This window comes from Ruegeria sp. CDSC025, assembly GCF_059610805.1.
The window spans coordinates 40,491-55,193 of the sequence record NZ_JBXWOJ010000017.1; the positions used below are offsets into that span (position 1 = coordinate 40,491).

Annotated in this window: 12 protein-coding genes; 9 read left to right on the forward strand and 3 right to left on the reverse strand. The window is 59.7% G+C overall.

Annotated features, from left to right (window positions below; all coding sequences use genetic code 11):
- The first annotated feature begins 26 nt into the window (after positions 1-26).
- The 7 genes from AC2FH8_RS18570 to AC2FH8_RS18600 all read left to right on the forward strand — a co-directional run bounded on the left by AC2FH8_RS18570 (position 27) and on the right by AC2FH8_RS18600 (position 8,487).
- On the forward strand, positions 27-1,283 hold the full coding sequence (locus AC2FH8_RS18570; RefSeq protein WP_496690436.1) for an RsmB/NOP family class I SAM-dependent RNA methyltransferase: 1,257 nt from the start codon (positions 27-29) through the stop codon (positions 1,281-1,283).
- A 90-nt stretch (positions 1,284-1,373) separates the two neighbouring features.
- A complete protein-coding gene (locus AC2FH8_RS18575) occupies positions 1,374-3,113 on the forward strand; it encodes a heparinase II/III family protein (RefSeq protein ID WP_496690437.1) in 1,740 nt (579 codons plus the stop codon).
- Positions 3,114-3,135: 22 nt separating this feature from the next.
- Positions 3,136-4,725: a bifunctional phosphoribosylaminoimidazolecarboxamide formyltransferase/IMP cyclohydrolase gene (gene purH, locus AC2FH8_RS18580; RefSeq protein ID WP_496690438.1), complete on the forward strand. Its 1,590-nt coding sequence runs from the start codon at positions 3,136-3,138 to the stop codon at positions 4,723-4,725.
- Positions 4,725-5,195, forward strand: coding sequence for a signal peptidase II (gene lspA / locus AC2FH8_RS18585; protein WP_282022380.1), 471 nt, complete (start codon positions 4,725-4,727; stop codon positions 5,193-5,195). The genes purH and lspA overlap by 1 nt, the downstream gene beginning before the upstream one ends.
- A 50-nt stretch (positions 5,196-5,245) precedes the next feature.
- Complete coding sequence (locus AC2FH8_RS18590) at positions 5,246-5,764, forward strand: DUF3035 domain-containing protein (RefSeq protein WP_271952136.1); 519 nt, start codon at positions 5,246-5,248, stop codon at positions 5,762-5,764.
- Positions 5,765-5,845: 81 nt separating this feature from the next.
- Entirely contained in the window at positions 5,846-7,186 is a 1,341-nt protein-coding gene (locus AC2FH8_RS18595) for a M16 family metallopeptidase (RefSeq protein ID WP_496690439.1), read from the forward strand.
- Positions 7,183-8,487, forward strand: a complete 1,305-nt coding sequence (locus tag AC2FH8_RS18600) for a M16 family metallopeptidase (protein WP_142640051.1) — start codon at positions 7,183-7,185, stop codon at positions 8,485-8,487. Before AC2FH8_RS18595 ends, AC2FH8_RS18600 begins: the two co-directional genes overlap by 4 nt.
- Before the next feature lie 3 nt (positions 8,488-8,490).
- On the opposite strand, the gene AC2FH8_RS18605 is transcribed toward AC2FH8_RS18600, so the two are convergent.
- From AC2FH8_RS18605 to deoC, 3 genes are all read right to left on the reverse strand, one after another.
- Positions 8,491-9,222: a Crp/Fnr family transcriptional regulator gene (locus AC2FH8_RS18605; protein WP_281996041.1), complete on the reverse strand. Its 732-nt coding sequence runs from the start codon at positions 9,220-9,222 to the stop codon at positions 8,491-8,493.
- 176 nt (positions 9,223-9,398) lie between these two features.
- On the reverse strand, positions 9,399-11,732 hold the full coding sequence (locus AC2FH8_RS18610; RefSeq protein WP_496690440.1) for an aldehyde dehydrogenase family protein: 2,334 nt from the start codon (positions 11,730-11,732) through the stop codon (positions 9,399-9,401).
- Between the two features lie 11 nt (positions 11,733-11,743).
- Entirely contained in the window at positions 11,744-12,742 is a 999-nt protein-coding gene (gene deoC, locus AC2FH8_RS18615) for a deoxyribose-phosphate aldolase (protein ID WP_271952143.1), read from the reverse strand.
- 198 nt (positions 12,743-12,940) lie between these two features.
- Between deoC and AC2FH8_RS18620 the strand changes: the two genes are divergently transcribed.
- The gene (locus AC2FH8_RS18620; protein WP_271952144.1) at positions 12,941-13,894 is read left to right on the forward strand and encodes a metal ABC transporter solute-binding protein, Zn/Mn family; all 954 of its coding nucleotides are present in this window, start codon (positions 12,941-12,943) and stop codon (positions 13,892-13,894) included.
- A 3-nt stretch (positions 13,895-13,897) separates the two neighbouring features.
- Positions 13,898-14,701, forward strand: a complete 804-nt coding sequence (locus AC2FH8_RS18625; RefSeq protein ID WP_281996044.1) for a metal ABC transporter ATP-binding protein — start codon at positions 13,898-13,900, stop codon at positions 14,699-14,701.
- Positions 14,702-14,703 lie beyond the last annotated feature (2 nt).

Consider the following 14,703-nt stretch of genomic DNA (forward strand, 5'->3'; position numbering starts at 1 on the left):
ACGAGGGTCACATCAAAGGCGATTCAATGTCCGATAACGCAACGGCCGCGCGACGCAGCGCAATCTACCTTCTGGATCAGATCTTGGGTGAGGGGCGGCTGATGTCAGAATGTCTGGCTGCAGGTGCGCTGGAGCGATTGGCACCAGAAGACCGGGCGCGGGCACAGCGGCTGGCGTTGCAAACGCTGCGTGGGCTCGAACGCGCCGACCGTCTGTTGGACAATCACCTGAACCGCACTCCCGCCCTGACCGTGCATAATGCCCTGCGTCTGGGAGCGGTTGAGCTGTGCCATGGCGAGGCAGCGCATGGCGTCGTAAATTCCATGGTTGAGATTGTCGGTCGCTCGCGCAAGCATGGGCGGCTCAAGGGGTTGGTGAACGCGGTTCTGCGCAAGGTAGCGGCGGAAGGGCCAGAGGCTTGGCCGAAAATGCGCGTGCCACGCCTACCCGAGTGGCTGCGCGATCCATTGATCATGGCCTGGGGTGCCGAGGCCGTGACCGGCATGGAGCTGGCGCATTTCGAGGGCGCGCCGCTGGATCTTTCGGTCAAGCCCGGGGCAACAGCGCCGGGTGAGATGCTTCCGACCGGTTCGATGCGGGTTCGGGATGCGGGGCAGGTGTCCGCTCTGCCGGGATATGATCGCGGTGACTGGTGGGTTCAGGATGCCGCCGCCGCACTGCCTGTCCGAGTTCTGGCGCCTAAGGCCGGAGAGAAAATTCTGGACCTTTGCGCTGCGCCCGGTGGCAAGTCGTTGCAGTTGGCGGCTGCGGGGGCCGATGTGACTGCGCTGGATATCTCGGAATCGCGGCTGGAACGAGTCCGCGAGAACCTGACGCGGACGGGCCTGATGGCTACGGTCATCGCGGCTGACGCGCTTGAATATCAAGGCCAGTATGACGCCATCCTTCTGGATGCGCCCTGTTCCGCCACCGGCACGATCCGCCGCCATCCTGATCTGCCCTTTGCCAAGGACGGGTCGGAATTCGGCGCGCTGATCGAGCTGCAAACGCAGATGCTTGCCCATGCCTGGACCCTTCTGAAACCGGGCGGGCGGTTGGTGTACTGCACCTGCTCGTTGCTGCCCGATGAGGGCGAGGTGCAGGTTGAAGAGGCGCTACAGATGTATCCTGATATGCAAGCGGACCGGGCCGCTTTACAGGTCGTAGGGATCGAAACGGGCTGGATCACCGAAGAGGGCGGTTTGCGTCTGCGGCCTGACTATTGGCCGGGGACAGGCGGCATGGACGGCTTCTATATCGCCTGCCTGACGAAATCGACCTGAAGGCACGCTTTTCGATGACTTGACGATTGCTCCGGTCTATCGTTGGGTCTCAGGCGCCAGCAGAGCGCAAGGGGCAGAGTAACGAGCGTCATGTCAAATTCGGACACCATGGCAAACCGATGGTCGCGATTTCAGAACCGGCTTTATGCGCGGCTCAGTCAGCGGCGCAAGGCCGTTACCGGATTTGTGGGCGATCCGGAACCACGCACGGTTGGATCATTTGCGCGCGGGCGTCAGTTGGTGGCTGGGAACCTGCTGTTCTCGGGCTATCTGGTAGAGGCGCAGGATACAGGCTTATGGGATGTCACTGCGCCCAGCACCGGATTCGACGATGAACGCCACGGTTTTGCCTGGCTGGATGATCTGGCGGCTGTTGGCGACATCCGGGCGCGCGAAAAGGCGCAACGCTGGGTCTGGGGCTGGATCGAAGCACATGGGCGCGGGCACGGGCCCGGTTGGGCACCTGATCTGACAGGCCGGCGAGTGATGCGTTGGATCAATCACGCGATCTTTTTGCTGCGCGGTGTGGATGAGCAACAAAGCAAGGTCTTTTTCAGTTCGCTATCTCAGCAGGCCTGGTTCCTGTCGAAACGCTGGCATGCTGCGACGCCTGGCCTGCCCCGGTTCGAGGCGCTAGCCGGTCTGGTGCAGGCTGGTTTGGCTTTGGAAGGGCTTGAGCAGATGGCAGAGCCCGCCCTGCGCGCTCTGGCGCGGGAATGTGACAGTCAGATAGATCAAAAAGGTGGTATCTCCACGCGCAACCCCGAGGAGCTGCTGGAAGTCTTCACGCTGCTCGCCTGGACATCGGCAGCACTTAGCGATCTGGGGCGGGGTACACCTGGGGCGCAGGCGAATGCGATTAAACGGATGGCCCCGACCATGCGTAATCTGCGTCATTCGGATGGTGCACTGGCCCGTTTCCACGGGGGCGGGCGCGGGGTCGAGGGGCGTCTGGATCAGGCTCTGGCGCAAAGCGGCGTCAGACCGCAAAGCGAGAACGGCCTGTCCATGGGATTTGCCCGTCTCTATGCGGCACGGACCAGTGTGGTAATTGACGCCAGTTCGCCGCCCAAAGGGGATGCGTCATATAACGCACATGCGTCGACCTTGGCATTCGAGCTGACCTCGGGCCGCCGACCTCTGATTGTGAATTGTGGGTCTGGGGAAACCTTTGGGTTGGAATGGCGTCGGGCCGGGCGCGCCACGCCGTCGCATTCGACACTTTGTCTTGACGGCTTTTCAAGTGCGCGTCTGACCTCAGCTGTTCCTGGTACGGAACGTGAAGGGCTGGTGGACGCGCCAAAGGATGTTCCGGTCGAGTTCGAAGACGCGTTCGAGGGAACCCGTTTTATGGCCGGGCATGATGGCTATACCAAAGTGTTCGGCCTGACCCATGCCCGAACGTTCGAGCTGCGCTTTGACGGGCGGGAGCTGACCGGCGAAGATATTCTGCTTACCACAAGTGACAGGGCCAAGCGGCAATTTGACAAGGCGCTGGATGCGTCGAGCCTGACTGGTATCGGCTTTGACATACGGTTCCATCTGCATCCGGACGTGGATGCGGCGATAGATTTGGGCGGTGCGGCGGTGTCCATGGCGCTCAAAAGCGGTGAGATTTGGGTGTTCCGCCATGATGGTGTGGGGAAATTGTCAATCGAGCCAAGTGTTTATCTTGAAAAGGGCCGTTTGAAGCCACGCGCGACAAAACAGATCGTTCTATCTGGCCGCGCAATGGAGTATGCGACGCGCATCCGGTGGACGTTGAGCAAGGCGCAGGATACAGCCTTTGCCGTGCGCGACTTGCACCGGGACGAGCCCGAGTTTGACTGACGCCAAAAGGACCTTTGGACCCATGACCGATCTTCACCCCGTGCGCCGCGCGTTGCTTTCCGTATCCGACAAGACCGGGCTGATCGAGCTGGGTAAGGCGCTGGCCGACCGCGGGGTCGAGTTGTTGTCGACCGGCGGCACAGCAAAAGCGTTGCGCGATGCGGGGTTGGAGGTGAAGGATGTCAGCGAGATCACCGGTTTCCCCGAGATGATGGATGGCCGGGTCAAGACGCTGCACCCGATGGTGCATGGCGGCTTGCTGGCCTTGCGTGACAATGACACCCATGTCGCCGCGATGAACGAACACGGCATCGACGCGATCGACCTGCTGGTAGTGAACCTCTATCCGTTCGAGGCGACCGTGGCTAAAGGCGCTGGCTATGACGAATGTATCGAGAATATCGACATCGGCGGCCCGGCGATGATCCGTGCCGCCTCCAAGAACCACGCGTTTGTCAATGTCGTGGTCGATGTCGAGGATTACTCGTCGCTGTTGGATCAGCTGGACGAGAATTATGGCAAGACCTCATATGGTTTCCGTCAGTGGTTGGCCCAAAAGGCCTATGCCCGCACCGCTGCTTACGATACCGCAGTGTCGAACTGGATGGCCGATGCGCTGCAGCTTGAGGCCCCCAAGCGCCGCGCTTTTGCGGGCGAGTTGAAACAGACACTGCGCTATGGCGAGAACAGCCATCAGACCGCTGCATTTTATACCGACGGTACCAACCGACCCGGTGTGGCGACCGCCCTTCAGCATCAGGGCAAGGAACTGAGCTATAACAACATCAACGACACTGATGCGGCGTTTGAGCTGGTTGCGGAATTCGATCCCGTCAAGGGTGCGGCCTGTGCCATCATCAAACATGCCAACCCGTGTGGCGTTGCGACCGGCGGCACTCTGTTAGAGGCCTATAAGGCCGCGTTTGACTGTGACCGCACTTCGGCCTTTGGCGGGATCGTGGCGCTGAACCAGCCGCTGGACGCTGAAACCGCGCAGGAAATCACCGGCATCTTCACCGAGGTCGTGATCGCGCCGGGCGCATCGGATGAGGCCAAGGCGATCTTTGCCGCCAAGAAAAACCTGCGTCTGCTAACGACCGAAGGCCTGCCGGATGTGACCGCAGGTGGCAAAACCGTGCGTCAGGTCGCGGGCGGTCTGTTGGTGCAAGACAAGGATAACGGTTTCGTCGGCCTGGATGACCTGAAGGTTGTCACCAAGAAGGCCCCATCCGAGGAACAGATGCGCGACTTGCTGTTTGCCTGGAAAGTCGCCAAACACGTCAAATCCAACGCCATCGTCTATGTGAAGGACGGCGCGACCGTGGGTGTCGGCGCGGGTCAGATGAGCCGTGTGGATTCCGCCCTGATCGCGGCCAAAAAGGCCGAGCGTATGGCCGATGTGCTGGGCTTGGCCCAACCGCTGACCATCGGCTCGGCGGTGGCGTCAGACGCGTTCTTCCCCTTCCCCGACGGTTTGATGGAGGCCGCAGAGGCAGGCGCCACTTGTGTGATCCAACCGGGCGGCTCGATGCGCGATGACGACGTGATCGCCGCCGCGGATGAGGCCGGTCTGGCCATGGTCTTTACCGGCATGCGGCATTTCCGTCACTGATGCGTGCCCGATTGCTCCTCTGGGCGGCGCTGACCGCGTTTCTGATCGACCAGATCAGCAAGTACCTGGTCGTTCATGTGATGCGCGTGGCCGAAGGGCCGATCAGCGTTCTGCCGCCCTTTCTGGTGTTCAGATATGGCGAGAATCGCGGCATCAATTTCGGCCTGTTTCAGGGCAATGGCGACGCCGCGCGCTGGGCTCTGATCGGAGTTTCACTGGTGATTTCAGTGGGCGTGTTGATTTGGTTGAAGCGCACGGCCCCCTCAAAGCTCATGTTGGTCTGTGGCGGCCTGCTGATCGGCGGTGCGATTGGCAATGTGGTGGACCGCGTGTTGTACGGATATGTGCTGGATTTTCTGAACATGTCCTGCTGTGGTTTCGACAACCCCTATGTGTTCAATATGGCCGATGTATTCATATTCGCAGGTGCGTTCGGGTTGGTGCTGTTTGATAGGAAAAAGCCCTCGTGACGCGGGTTTGGAAATACGATAAAAGCGCCTGAAACAGGCTGGAGACTTTCATGCGGTTGCCGCGTTCCATATTTGTTGTGACTATGAGTCTTGCGGTTGCGGGATGTTCGGATATCGGTCTGCGCCACCTCGAGCCGCCGGGCCCGGGCCCGGACGAGTTTGCGATTCTGCCGGTCAAACCTCTGACCCAGCCCGAGAACTACAACTCTTTGCCCGCACCGACACCGGGTGGCACCAACCTGACCGATGCCAATCCCACAGGGGATGCTATTGCCGCGCTGGGCGGGAATCCGGCTGCTTCGAATCCAAATACCGCTGTGCCTGCCTCTGATGGCGCGCTTGTCACGGCCTCCAGCCGATATGGCGTTCCGTCAAACACACGGCAGGTCGTCAACCAAGAAGATGCGGATTTCCGCAAGCGTCAGGGGCGCTGGACCCGTTTGCGGCTGTTCAACGTAGATCGATATTCGCAGGTTTACCGTCGCTGGGCTATCGACCCGAACAAGCAAACCCAGGCTGCGCGGAACGCTGGGATCGAAACGCCATCGGCGCCGCCGGTCAATGAATAATTCTTAACTTTCCGTCATCGGGGTTGAACCCGGGCGGCACCACCGTAGTTTGAACACCAGAAACGAAACGGAGGATGCCCCATGGTTCGGGCTCTGGCACTGTCGGCTGCTCTGATCGCCGCCACCCCGGTTTTTGCCGAAGATGGGCACGAGGCGGTCACCACCTTTACGCTGGATAACGGTATGGACGTTGTCGTGATCGAGGATCACCGCGCCCCAGTCGTGCAGCACATGGTCTGGTATCGCGCCGGATCGGCGGATGAGCCGGTTGGTTCGTCCGGTGTGGCGCATTTTCTGGAACACCTGTTGTTCAAGGCCACCGACACGCTGGAGGCGGGCGAGTTTTCTGCCACCGTCGCGGCCAATGGCGGCAATGACAACGCGTTCACCTCGTATGATTACACCGCCTATTTTCAGCGTGTTGCTGCCGACCGGCTTGAGCTGATGATGCGGATGGAGTCAGACAGGATGCGCAATATCCGCCTGTCCGATGATGACATCGCCACCGAGCGCGACGTGATCCTGGAAGAACGTAACCAGCGTACCGAAAACAACCCGCGCGCCCTGTTCGGTGAACAGGTCAGCGCGGCGCAATACCTCAACCACCGCTATGGTGTCCCCGTTATCGGTTGGAAACATGAGATGGAAACGCTGGACCTGGACGATGCACTGTCCTTCTATCAGATCCACTATTCGCCAAATAACGCCATCCTGGTGGTGACCGGCGATGTTGAGCCAGACGAGGTCAAATCCCTGGCCGAGCAATATTACGGGGTAATCCCGGCAAACCCGGACCTGCCCGAACGGGTGCGATCACAGGAGCCGCCACAAACCGCTGAACGCCGTCTGACCTTTAAGGATGCGCGCGTATCGCAGCCTTATGTTCAGCGCAGCTATCTTGCACCCGAACGGGACGCAGGTGCGCAGGAAAAAGCCGCCGCCCTGTTCCTTCTGGCTGAATTACTGGGGGGCAGCACGACGTCGTACCTGAATGAAAAACTGCAGTTCGAGCAGCAAAAGGTCGTCTATACCGGTGCGTTCTACCGAGGCGTGTCGCTTGACGATACCACATTTGATCTGCTGGTTGTTCCGGCCGAAGGCGTGTCGCTGCAAGAGGCCGAGGATGCGATGGATCAGGCCGTGACCGATTTCATCGCCGTAGGTGTGAACGAAGAGGATCTGGATCGGATCAAAATGCAGCTGCGCGCCGCGCAGACCTATGCGCGTGACAATGTGGACGGGATCGGCAATCGCTATGGCCGTGCCCTGACCAGCGGGCTGACGGTCGAAGATGTACAGGCTTGGCCTGATGTCCTGCAGGCGGTGACCGGTGATCAGATCATCGCCGCCGCGCGCGAGGTGCTGCAGCCTGAAACCTCGGTCACGGGCTGGCTGATGCGAGACGATGAGGTAACGCAATGAAGCGGATATTTGTAACTCTGATAGCTTTGGTCATCGCAGTTCCTGCATGGGCCGAGATCGAGATTGAAGAGGTCACCTCGCCGGGTGGCATCACCGCATGGCTGGTCGAGGATCACTCGATCCCCTTCACCGCCCTGGAGCTGCGGTTCCGCGGTGGCACGTCGCTGGACGACCCGACAAAGCGCGGCGCGGTGTATCTGATGAGCGGCCTGATAGAAGAAGGCGCTGGCGAAATGGATGCCCGCACCTATGCGCGCGAGCTGGAATCTCTGGCCGCGTCGTTCGGGTATAGCGCCTCGGACGATTCAGTGTCGATCTCGGCACAGTTTCTGACCGAAAACAGGGATGAGGTGATTGACCTGCTGCGGACCACGATTCACGAACCGCGTTTCGATCAGGATGCCGTAGACCGTGTTCGCGCTCAGGTTCTGTCGGGTCTGCGGTCAGATCAGACCAGCCCCAGTGACATTGCCGGGCGCAGCTTCGCGGAAATGGCCTATGGCGATCACCCCTACGGTTCCGAAGGCAAGGGCACGATCGAAAGTGTCAGCGCCTTGACCCGCGATGATGTGGTCACGGCATATGAGAACGTGTTTACCAAGGATCGTCTGTATGTAGGCGCGGTCGGCGATATCACCCCAGAGGAACTGGGCGCGGTGCTGGACGAGCTCTTGCTTGATCTGCCGGATACCGGCAAACCGATCCCTAAGCGGGCCGATGTGACGATCACTGGCGGAGTGAGTGTGATCGAGTTCGATACGCCGCAATCGGTGGCTCTGTTCGGCCATGCCGGGATCGACCGCGACGACCCGGATTTCTTTTCCGCCTATCTGTTGAACCACATTCTTGGCGGCGGAGGTTTCGAAAGCCGCCTGATGCAGGAAGTGCGCGAAAAACGCGGTCTGACCTATGGCGTGGCGACCTATCTGGTGCCAAAGGATCTGGCCTCTGTGTATCTTGGGTCGGTGTCCTCGGCCAATGACCGTATCGCCGAAGCCGTTGATGTGATCCGCAGCGAATGGGCGCGCGCCGCATCCGAAGGGGTCACTCAGAAAGAGTTGGACGACGCCAAGACCTATCTGACCGGTGCCTATCCGCTGCGCTTTGATGGCAACAGCCAGATCGCCGGGATCATGGTGGGTATGCAGATGGAGGATTTGCCTATCGACTATATCGCCACTCGCAATGACAAGGTGAATGCAGTGACGCTTGAGGATGTGAACCGGGTGGCGTCCGAACTGCTGGACCCAGATGGTTTACACTTTACCATCGTTGGCAAACCCGAAGGTCTGGACGGCTGACCCTTAGGCCGCTGCAGGTCTTCTCTGGGCCTGCAGCGTGTGCTTGTTGCTGTTCAACAGCTTTTGCCGTGTATGTCGGAAATGCGCTGCTTTCAATGCATCGTCGATATGGCGGCTCCGCCGCAGCAAGCGCATCAGGCTGATATTGTCGAAGACCAGGCATTTGGTGGGTTCGGTGGCTATTACCGTGGCTGTGGCAGGCAGCCCAAGGCCAAAGGTCAGCTCTCCCAAAATCTCATCTTCTCCACATTGGTTGATGACCCGGCCGTTTTTCAGGATCGTGGTCCGCCCCTTTAAGACAAAGCCCAAAAAGTCGGTTGTCTTGCCTTCTTCGATCAGGATGTCACCGTTTTCATAGGTCTTGACGGCGGCGGTGTTCAACAGTTTCCGGGCTTGGTGGGGTTTCAGCGATTCAAGGTGCAGGGCGATGAACTGACGTTCGTCATCTGAAAACCGAAGCAAATGCCGGGACAGAAACCCGCGCAGCAGGCCCAGGATCGAGATCGAGATATATGCCAGCTGAATGATCGAGCCCGCGAGGTTGAATTCTTCCGACATGCTGAACAGAACACATCCGGCTGCGGCGATCACAAGCAGGGGGTAGAGGCTGCCGTTGCCCCGGATGATCCCCATCTGCAGCAGAAAATAGCTGGTGATGTAGAGGCCCGCGCCAAAGACGCCGATCATCGTGGCGACCTGTACCAGTTCAGGAAACTCGTATGGAAAACTCAGCATGGACCGATCCAACCTTGTTAAGACTGGGTCCAAGCTGAGGGATAGTGGCGGCGCTGTATATGAACAATGTCACATGTTAATCATCGTTATGTTCATTCAATGATCACTCTATGCAGCGCGCGCCATCTGTACCCGAACAAACTGTTTGCACCCCTGGGTTCTCCAGGGCTGGGTCCCTACTCACCGTAGGGCACCCAGATGTTTTTAACCTCGGTCGCAGCCTGCAAGAAACGGCGAGTCTGATCCTCGTGCCATTCGGTTGCCATGGCGTTATTCACCCAACTCCGTTTCAGGTTCCCGGCCGAAGCCCGCTCGATCTCGGCCGACAGATCGGTAGACGAGAATGACCAAACTGCATCCACATTCAGATGCGAAGCCAGCGGCTTCGCCAGTTCCGTGTGGCTGCCAGTCAGGATGTTGACCACGCCAGCGGGCACGTCCGAGGTTTCGAGGATTTGGTAGAAATCCGTCGCCGCCAGCGGGTAAGGCTCGCTTGCCGCAAGAACCACCCGGTTGCCCATCGCAATCGCAGGCGCCATGGCCGAGACCAGACCCAGCAGCGGCGCCTCGTCAGCACAGAGCGCGCCGATCACGCCGACAGGTTCTTTCATGGCAATGGCCACGCCCCGGATCGGAACGCCGTGCACCTGGCCGTCATACTTGTCGGCCCAGGCAGCGGCGGTGAACAGGCGCTGGATCGAGGCTTCGACCTCTTTCGCGCCGTCTTTCCTGCCGGTCATGGCATCAAGGCGCGCAGCGAATTCACCCGCGCGGGCCGAGAGGTTTTCGCCGATGTAATACAAGATCTGTGCCCGTAGATGGCCGGTGGTCTTTGACCAACCCTTGGCCCCCGCTGCGGCCTCGACCGCGTTGCGGACGTCTTTGCGGTTGGCCAGACCCACATGGCCCAGCAGGCCAGGCTTGCCCCAGACGGGTTTCGAATATCCGCTGTCAGGACGGGCCTGTTTGCCGCCGACATACATTTTGGCAGTACGGTCAATCGGATCGACCGGGGCACCTTCGCCCATCGCGGCCTCGGCCTTGGCCAATGGTTTGCCTTTGCCTTTGGGCTTGGTGTAGGCGGTCAGACCTTCCCAGCCACCTTCGCGGCCAAAGCCGCTTTCGCGCACACCGCCGAACCCGGCTGCGGCATCGAACAGATTGGTGGCATTCACCCAGACAACGCCCGCGACCAGCTTCGGTGCGATATCCAGTGCAAGGTTCACGTTCTCGGTCCATACCGTCGCCGCCAGCCCGTAACGGGTGTTGTTGGCCAGCTCAACCGCCTCTTCCGGAGTACGGAAGGTCGAGGACACCAGCACCGGACCGAAAATTTCCTCCTGCATCAGTTGATCGGAGGTTTCGAGGCCCGAGATCAGCGTTGGCGGGAAGAAACAGCCATTTTCGGGCAGCGCGCCGGCCGCCTGATAAACGTGACCCGCGGTGTTGCTGTCGACCATGCTCTTGATGGTCTGCAACTGGACCGGGTCGACCACAGCACCCACGTCGATGCATTTGTCCAATGGATCACCGATGCGCAGAGTGTCCATTCGGGCGCGCAGTTTCTCGTGGAACCGATCGGCGATGCCTTCCTGAACCAACAGACGCGAACCCGCGCAACAAACCTGACCCTGATTGAACCAGATCGCGTCGACCAGCCCTTCGATGGCGGAATCGATATCGGCGTCGTCAAAGACGATATAGGCGGACTTGCCACCCAGCTCCAAAGTCAGCGCCTTACCCGAACCGGCGGTCGCCTCACGGATGCGCCGCCCCACTGCGGTTGAGCCGGTAAAGGCGATCTTGTCCACCTCCGAGGCCACGATCATCTCACCTACCGCGCCATCGCCCGTGACGATGTTGACCACACCCTTGGGCAGCCCGGCCTGTGAGCAGATATCGGCAAACAGCAGCGCGGTCAGAGAGGTATATTCGGCAGGTTTCAGAACGACCGTGTTACCCATGGCCAGCGCCGGAGCAATCTTCCAAGCCAGCATCAGCAGCGGGAAGTTCCAAGGAACGATTTGTCCACACACTCCCAGCGCTTCGGCGTTGGGTAGTTCGCTTTCCATCAACTGCGCCATGCCGGCGTGGTAGTAAAAGTGACGCTGTACCAGAGGGATGTCGATGTCGCGCGATTCACGGATCGGCTTGCCGTTATCCAAGCTTTCCAGCACTGCAAACAGGCGCGAGTGCTTTTGCAGCAGGCGCGCGATGGCATAGAGGTAGCGCGCACGACCCGCACCGCCCATCTTCTCCCATTTTGGCTGCGCCTTGCGGGCGGCGGATACGGCGGCGTCGACATCGGCTTGCTTGGCCTGGGTCAGCTTGGCCAAAACCTCTCCGGTCGCCGGGTTGCGGCTGTCGAACCCCTTGCCCGGTTTGGTGAAGGTCCCGTCGATATAGTGACCAAATTTGTCACCCTGATCGACCAGCCAGGCCAGCGCTTCGGCTGAGCTTTCGGGGGCAGGGCCGTAATCCATGGTCTCGAAAATCTCTTTGACTGTCATTGTTTTCGTCCTCAGCCCATCGAGTGCCTGTAACCGGCGGAATAAGCACCCGTTACGAAATGTTCTAGCTGCCGTTCGATATCGCCCAAAAGCGACGACGCGCCAAAGCGAAACAGGTCCGGCTCCAGCCAACGGTCGCCCAGCTCATCCTTGATCAGCGACAGGTAAACTAGTGCGTCCTTGGCTTTGGAAATCCCGCCTGCGGGTTTATATCCGACACGATACCCGGTGCGGTCATAGTAATCGCGGATCGCCCGGATCATCACCAGCGACACGGGCAGCGTGGCGTTGACGCTTTCCTTACCGGTCGAAGTCTTGATGAAATCCGCCCCCGCCATCATGCAGACCAGCGAGGCGCGCGCCACGTTGCGTAGGCTGCCCAGTTCGCCGGTTGCAAGGATGGCTTTGACATGCGCGTCGCCACAAGCCACGCGGAACGCTTTCATCTCGTCATACAAGGCCTGCCAGTCGCCCGACAGCACATGACGCCGAGAGATTACGATGTCGATTTCCTCGGCTCCGGCTTTGACGCTTTCTTCGATCTCGGCCACGCGCAGGTGGAACGGGGACAAGCCTGCAGGGAATCCGGTCGATACGGCGGCCACCGGAATCCCGGTGCCCTTCAGCGCATCCACAGCGGTTTCGATCATGTCGTGATAGACACAGACCGCGCCGGTGGTGATCGGTGGCATGTCCAACGTCTGAAGTGTTGCAGAAGCCACGGGTTGCCGCGCTTTGGCGCACAGGCGCCGGACACGGCCGACGGTATCGTCTCCCGATAGGGTGGTCAGGTCGATCAGGGTGATCGCCTTGAGCAGCCACGCCGCCTGGTAGTCCTTTTTCACCGAGCGCCGACCCGGCAGGGTGGCTGCGCGGCGCTCAACGGCCGAGGTGTTGACCTGTACGGCCCGCACCCAATCCAGATCAAGCTCCATTCCAGGGTTCCGGGGCTCGGTCACTTGCGGCAGATGCGCGGTGCGCACGGGGCTTTCTGAGCTCTGCGTTTCCATTTTCACATCCTTTGGGAGGTTTGTATCAAATTCGCACGGGTAAGATGCAAATGGAAGGCCATCCGGCATTGGAAGGGTAAATTTTTTGACCAAATGGACAAAATAGGCGTTTTCTTGCGAATAATTCTCAATAGCATTGACTTAGTTGCGAGCGGTTCTCATATTCATCTTAGCAAGATACCAATTCCGGGGTCTGACATGATTCGTCGTAGTTTCCTTGCAGCGCTGGCATTCGCCGCTGTATTCCCATTCTCGGCCTGGGCCGATGCGCCGCTGAAAGTGGTGGCCACGACCGGTATGATTGCCGATGCCGCCCGTCAGGTCGGAGGTGATCAGGTCGAGGTGAAGGGCCTTATGGGCCCCGGCGTCGACCCGCATGCCTATCGTCAGACCCGCAGTGATATCGTCGCTATGACCAGGTCCGATCTGATCCTGTGGCATGGTCTGTATCTTGAGGCGCAGATGGAAGAGTTCTTCCATGACCTAGGGCGTAAACGCATGGTTGTTGCGGTAGCCGAAGGCGTTGATAAGTCAAAGCTGCACGCGCATGACAATTATGCTGACAAATACGATCCCCATCTTTGGATGAGCCCGGCCCTGTGGCGCGATGTCGTGGTCGAGGTGCAAAAAGCCCTGACACAAGCGCGCCCCGAGGCCGCGGACACCTTTGCGGCAAACGCAGAGGCCTTTCTTGCGCAGATCGCGGAACTGGAGACTTATGGCAAGCAAGTGCTTGCAGCGGTCCCGGAAAACAACCGTGTTCTGGTGACGGCACATGATGCCTTTGGGTATTTCGGTGCTGAATACGGGTACGATGTGCTTGGAATTCAGGGTATTTCAACCCAATCCGAGGCGGGACTGAACCGGATTAGCGAATTGGTCGATACGCTGGTTGACCGGCAACTGACGGCAGTTTTCGTGGAAAGCTCGGTCTCGGATCGGTCGATGCGTGCGCTGATCGAGGGTGCAGCGGCCAGGGGACATCAGGTCGAAGTCGGTGGACAGCTTTATTCGGACGCGATGGGCGAGCCCGGCACCTATGAGGGTACCTACATCGGGATGCTGGATCACAATATCACAGTAATCGCAGGCGCTCTGGGGGCTGATATTCCCAAAACTGGCATGAGCGGCAATCTGTCGGCGGGGTTTTAAGAGATGCTGGAACTGGCGGCACATCAGGGCATCCCCCTTCCGGAAAACGACATTGGAAAAAGCCCGCTGGCCATTCGTGGCCTGACCGTCTCGTACGGGCAGAAGCCGGCAGTTTTCTCGGTTGATATGACCGTGCAACCGGGTGCCATGACAGCGATCATCGGGCCAAACGGTGCTGGTAAATCGACCCTGTTGAAGGCTGCGTTGGGGATTGTGTCACCCCTGTCCGGGCAGGTGACAGTGTATGGTGATCGGCTGGACCGGCAGCGGTCCCGGATTGCATATGTACCGCAACGGGCCAGCGTGGACTGGGACTTCCCGACGCGCGTGATTGACGTGGTTCTGATGGGCTTGTCGCGCGAGCTGGGGCTGTTGGGACGGGTGCGCGCCCGGCATAAGGCGCGGGCGATGGATTGTCTGCACCGTGTAGGGATGCGTGACTTTGCCGACCGGCAGATCGGCCAGTTATCAGGCGGCCAGCAGCAGAGGGTCTTTCTGGCGCGCGCCTTGGCGCAGGCCGCCGATCTGTATTTGCTGGACGAACCTTTTGCCGGGGTTGATGCGGCAACGGAAAAGGCCATCATTTCGGTCCTGAAATCCCTGAAAGAGGCGGGCAAGACCGTGGTTGCGGTGCATCATGATCTGGCGACCGTCACCGACTATTTCGACCATGTTTTCCTGATCAACACGCGCAAAGTCGCCGAGGGGCCCGTGGCCGAGGCTTTTACGGCCAAGACATTGCAATCTGCCTATGGCGGCCGTCTGGCTACGGCGCAGATCGACCAGATCTCACGCGCGCTGGGGTGAGT

Bases quoted from the DNA above. Each gene is read 5' to 3' on its own strand.
- AC2FH8_RS18570 (WP_496690436.1), top strand. From the start codon at position 27: ATGTCCGATAACGCAACGGCCGCGCGACGCAGCGCAATCTACCTTCTG.
- AC2FH8_RS18575 (WP_496690437.1), top strand. From the start codon at position 1,374: ATGTCAAATTCGGACACCATGGCAAACCGATGGTCGCGATTTCAGAAC.
- purH (WP_496690438.1), top strand. From the start codon at position 3,136: ATGACCGATCTTCACCCCGTGCGCCGCGCGTTGCTTTCCGTATCCGAC.
- lspA (WP_282022380.1), top strand. From the start codon at position 4,725: ATGCGTGCCCGATTGCTCCTCTGGGCGGCGCTGACCGCGTTTCTGATC.
- AC2FH8_RS18590 (WP_271952136.1), top strand. From the start codon at position 5,246: ATGCGGTTGCCGCGTTCCATATTTGTTGTGACTATGAGTCTTGCGGTT.
- AC2FH8_RS18595 (WP_496690439.1), top strand. From the start codon at position 5,846: ATGGTTCGGGCTCTGGCACTGTCGGCTGCTCTGATCGCCGCCACCCCG.
- AC2FH8_RS18600 (WP_142640051.1), top strand. From the start codon at position 7,183: ATGAAGCGGATATTTGTAACTCTGATAGCTTTGGTCATCGCAGTTCCT.
- AC2FH8_RS18605 (WP_281996041.1), bottom strand. From the start codon at position 9,222: ATGCTGAGTTTTCCATACGAGTTTCCTGAACTGGTACAGGTCGCCACG.
- AC2FH8_RS18610 (WP_496690440.1), bottom strand. From the start codon at position 11,732: ATGACAGTCAAAGAGATTTTCGAGACCATGGATTACGGCCCTGCCCCC.
- deoC (WP_271952143.1), bottom strand. From the start codon at position 12,742: ATGGAAACGCAGAGCTCAGAAAGCCCCGTGCGCACCGCGCATCTGCCG.
- AC2FH8_RS18620 (WP_271952144.1), top strand. From the start codon at position 12,941: ATGATTCGTCGTAGTTTCCTTGCAGCGCTGGCATTCGCCGCTGTATTC.
- AC2FH8_RS18625 (WP_281996044.1), top strand. From the start codon at position 13,898: ATGCTGGAACTGGCGGCACATCAGGGCATCCCCCTTCCGGAAAACGAC.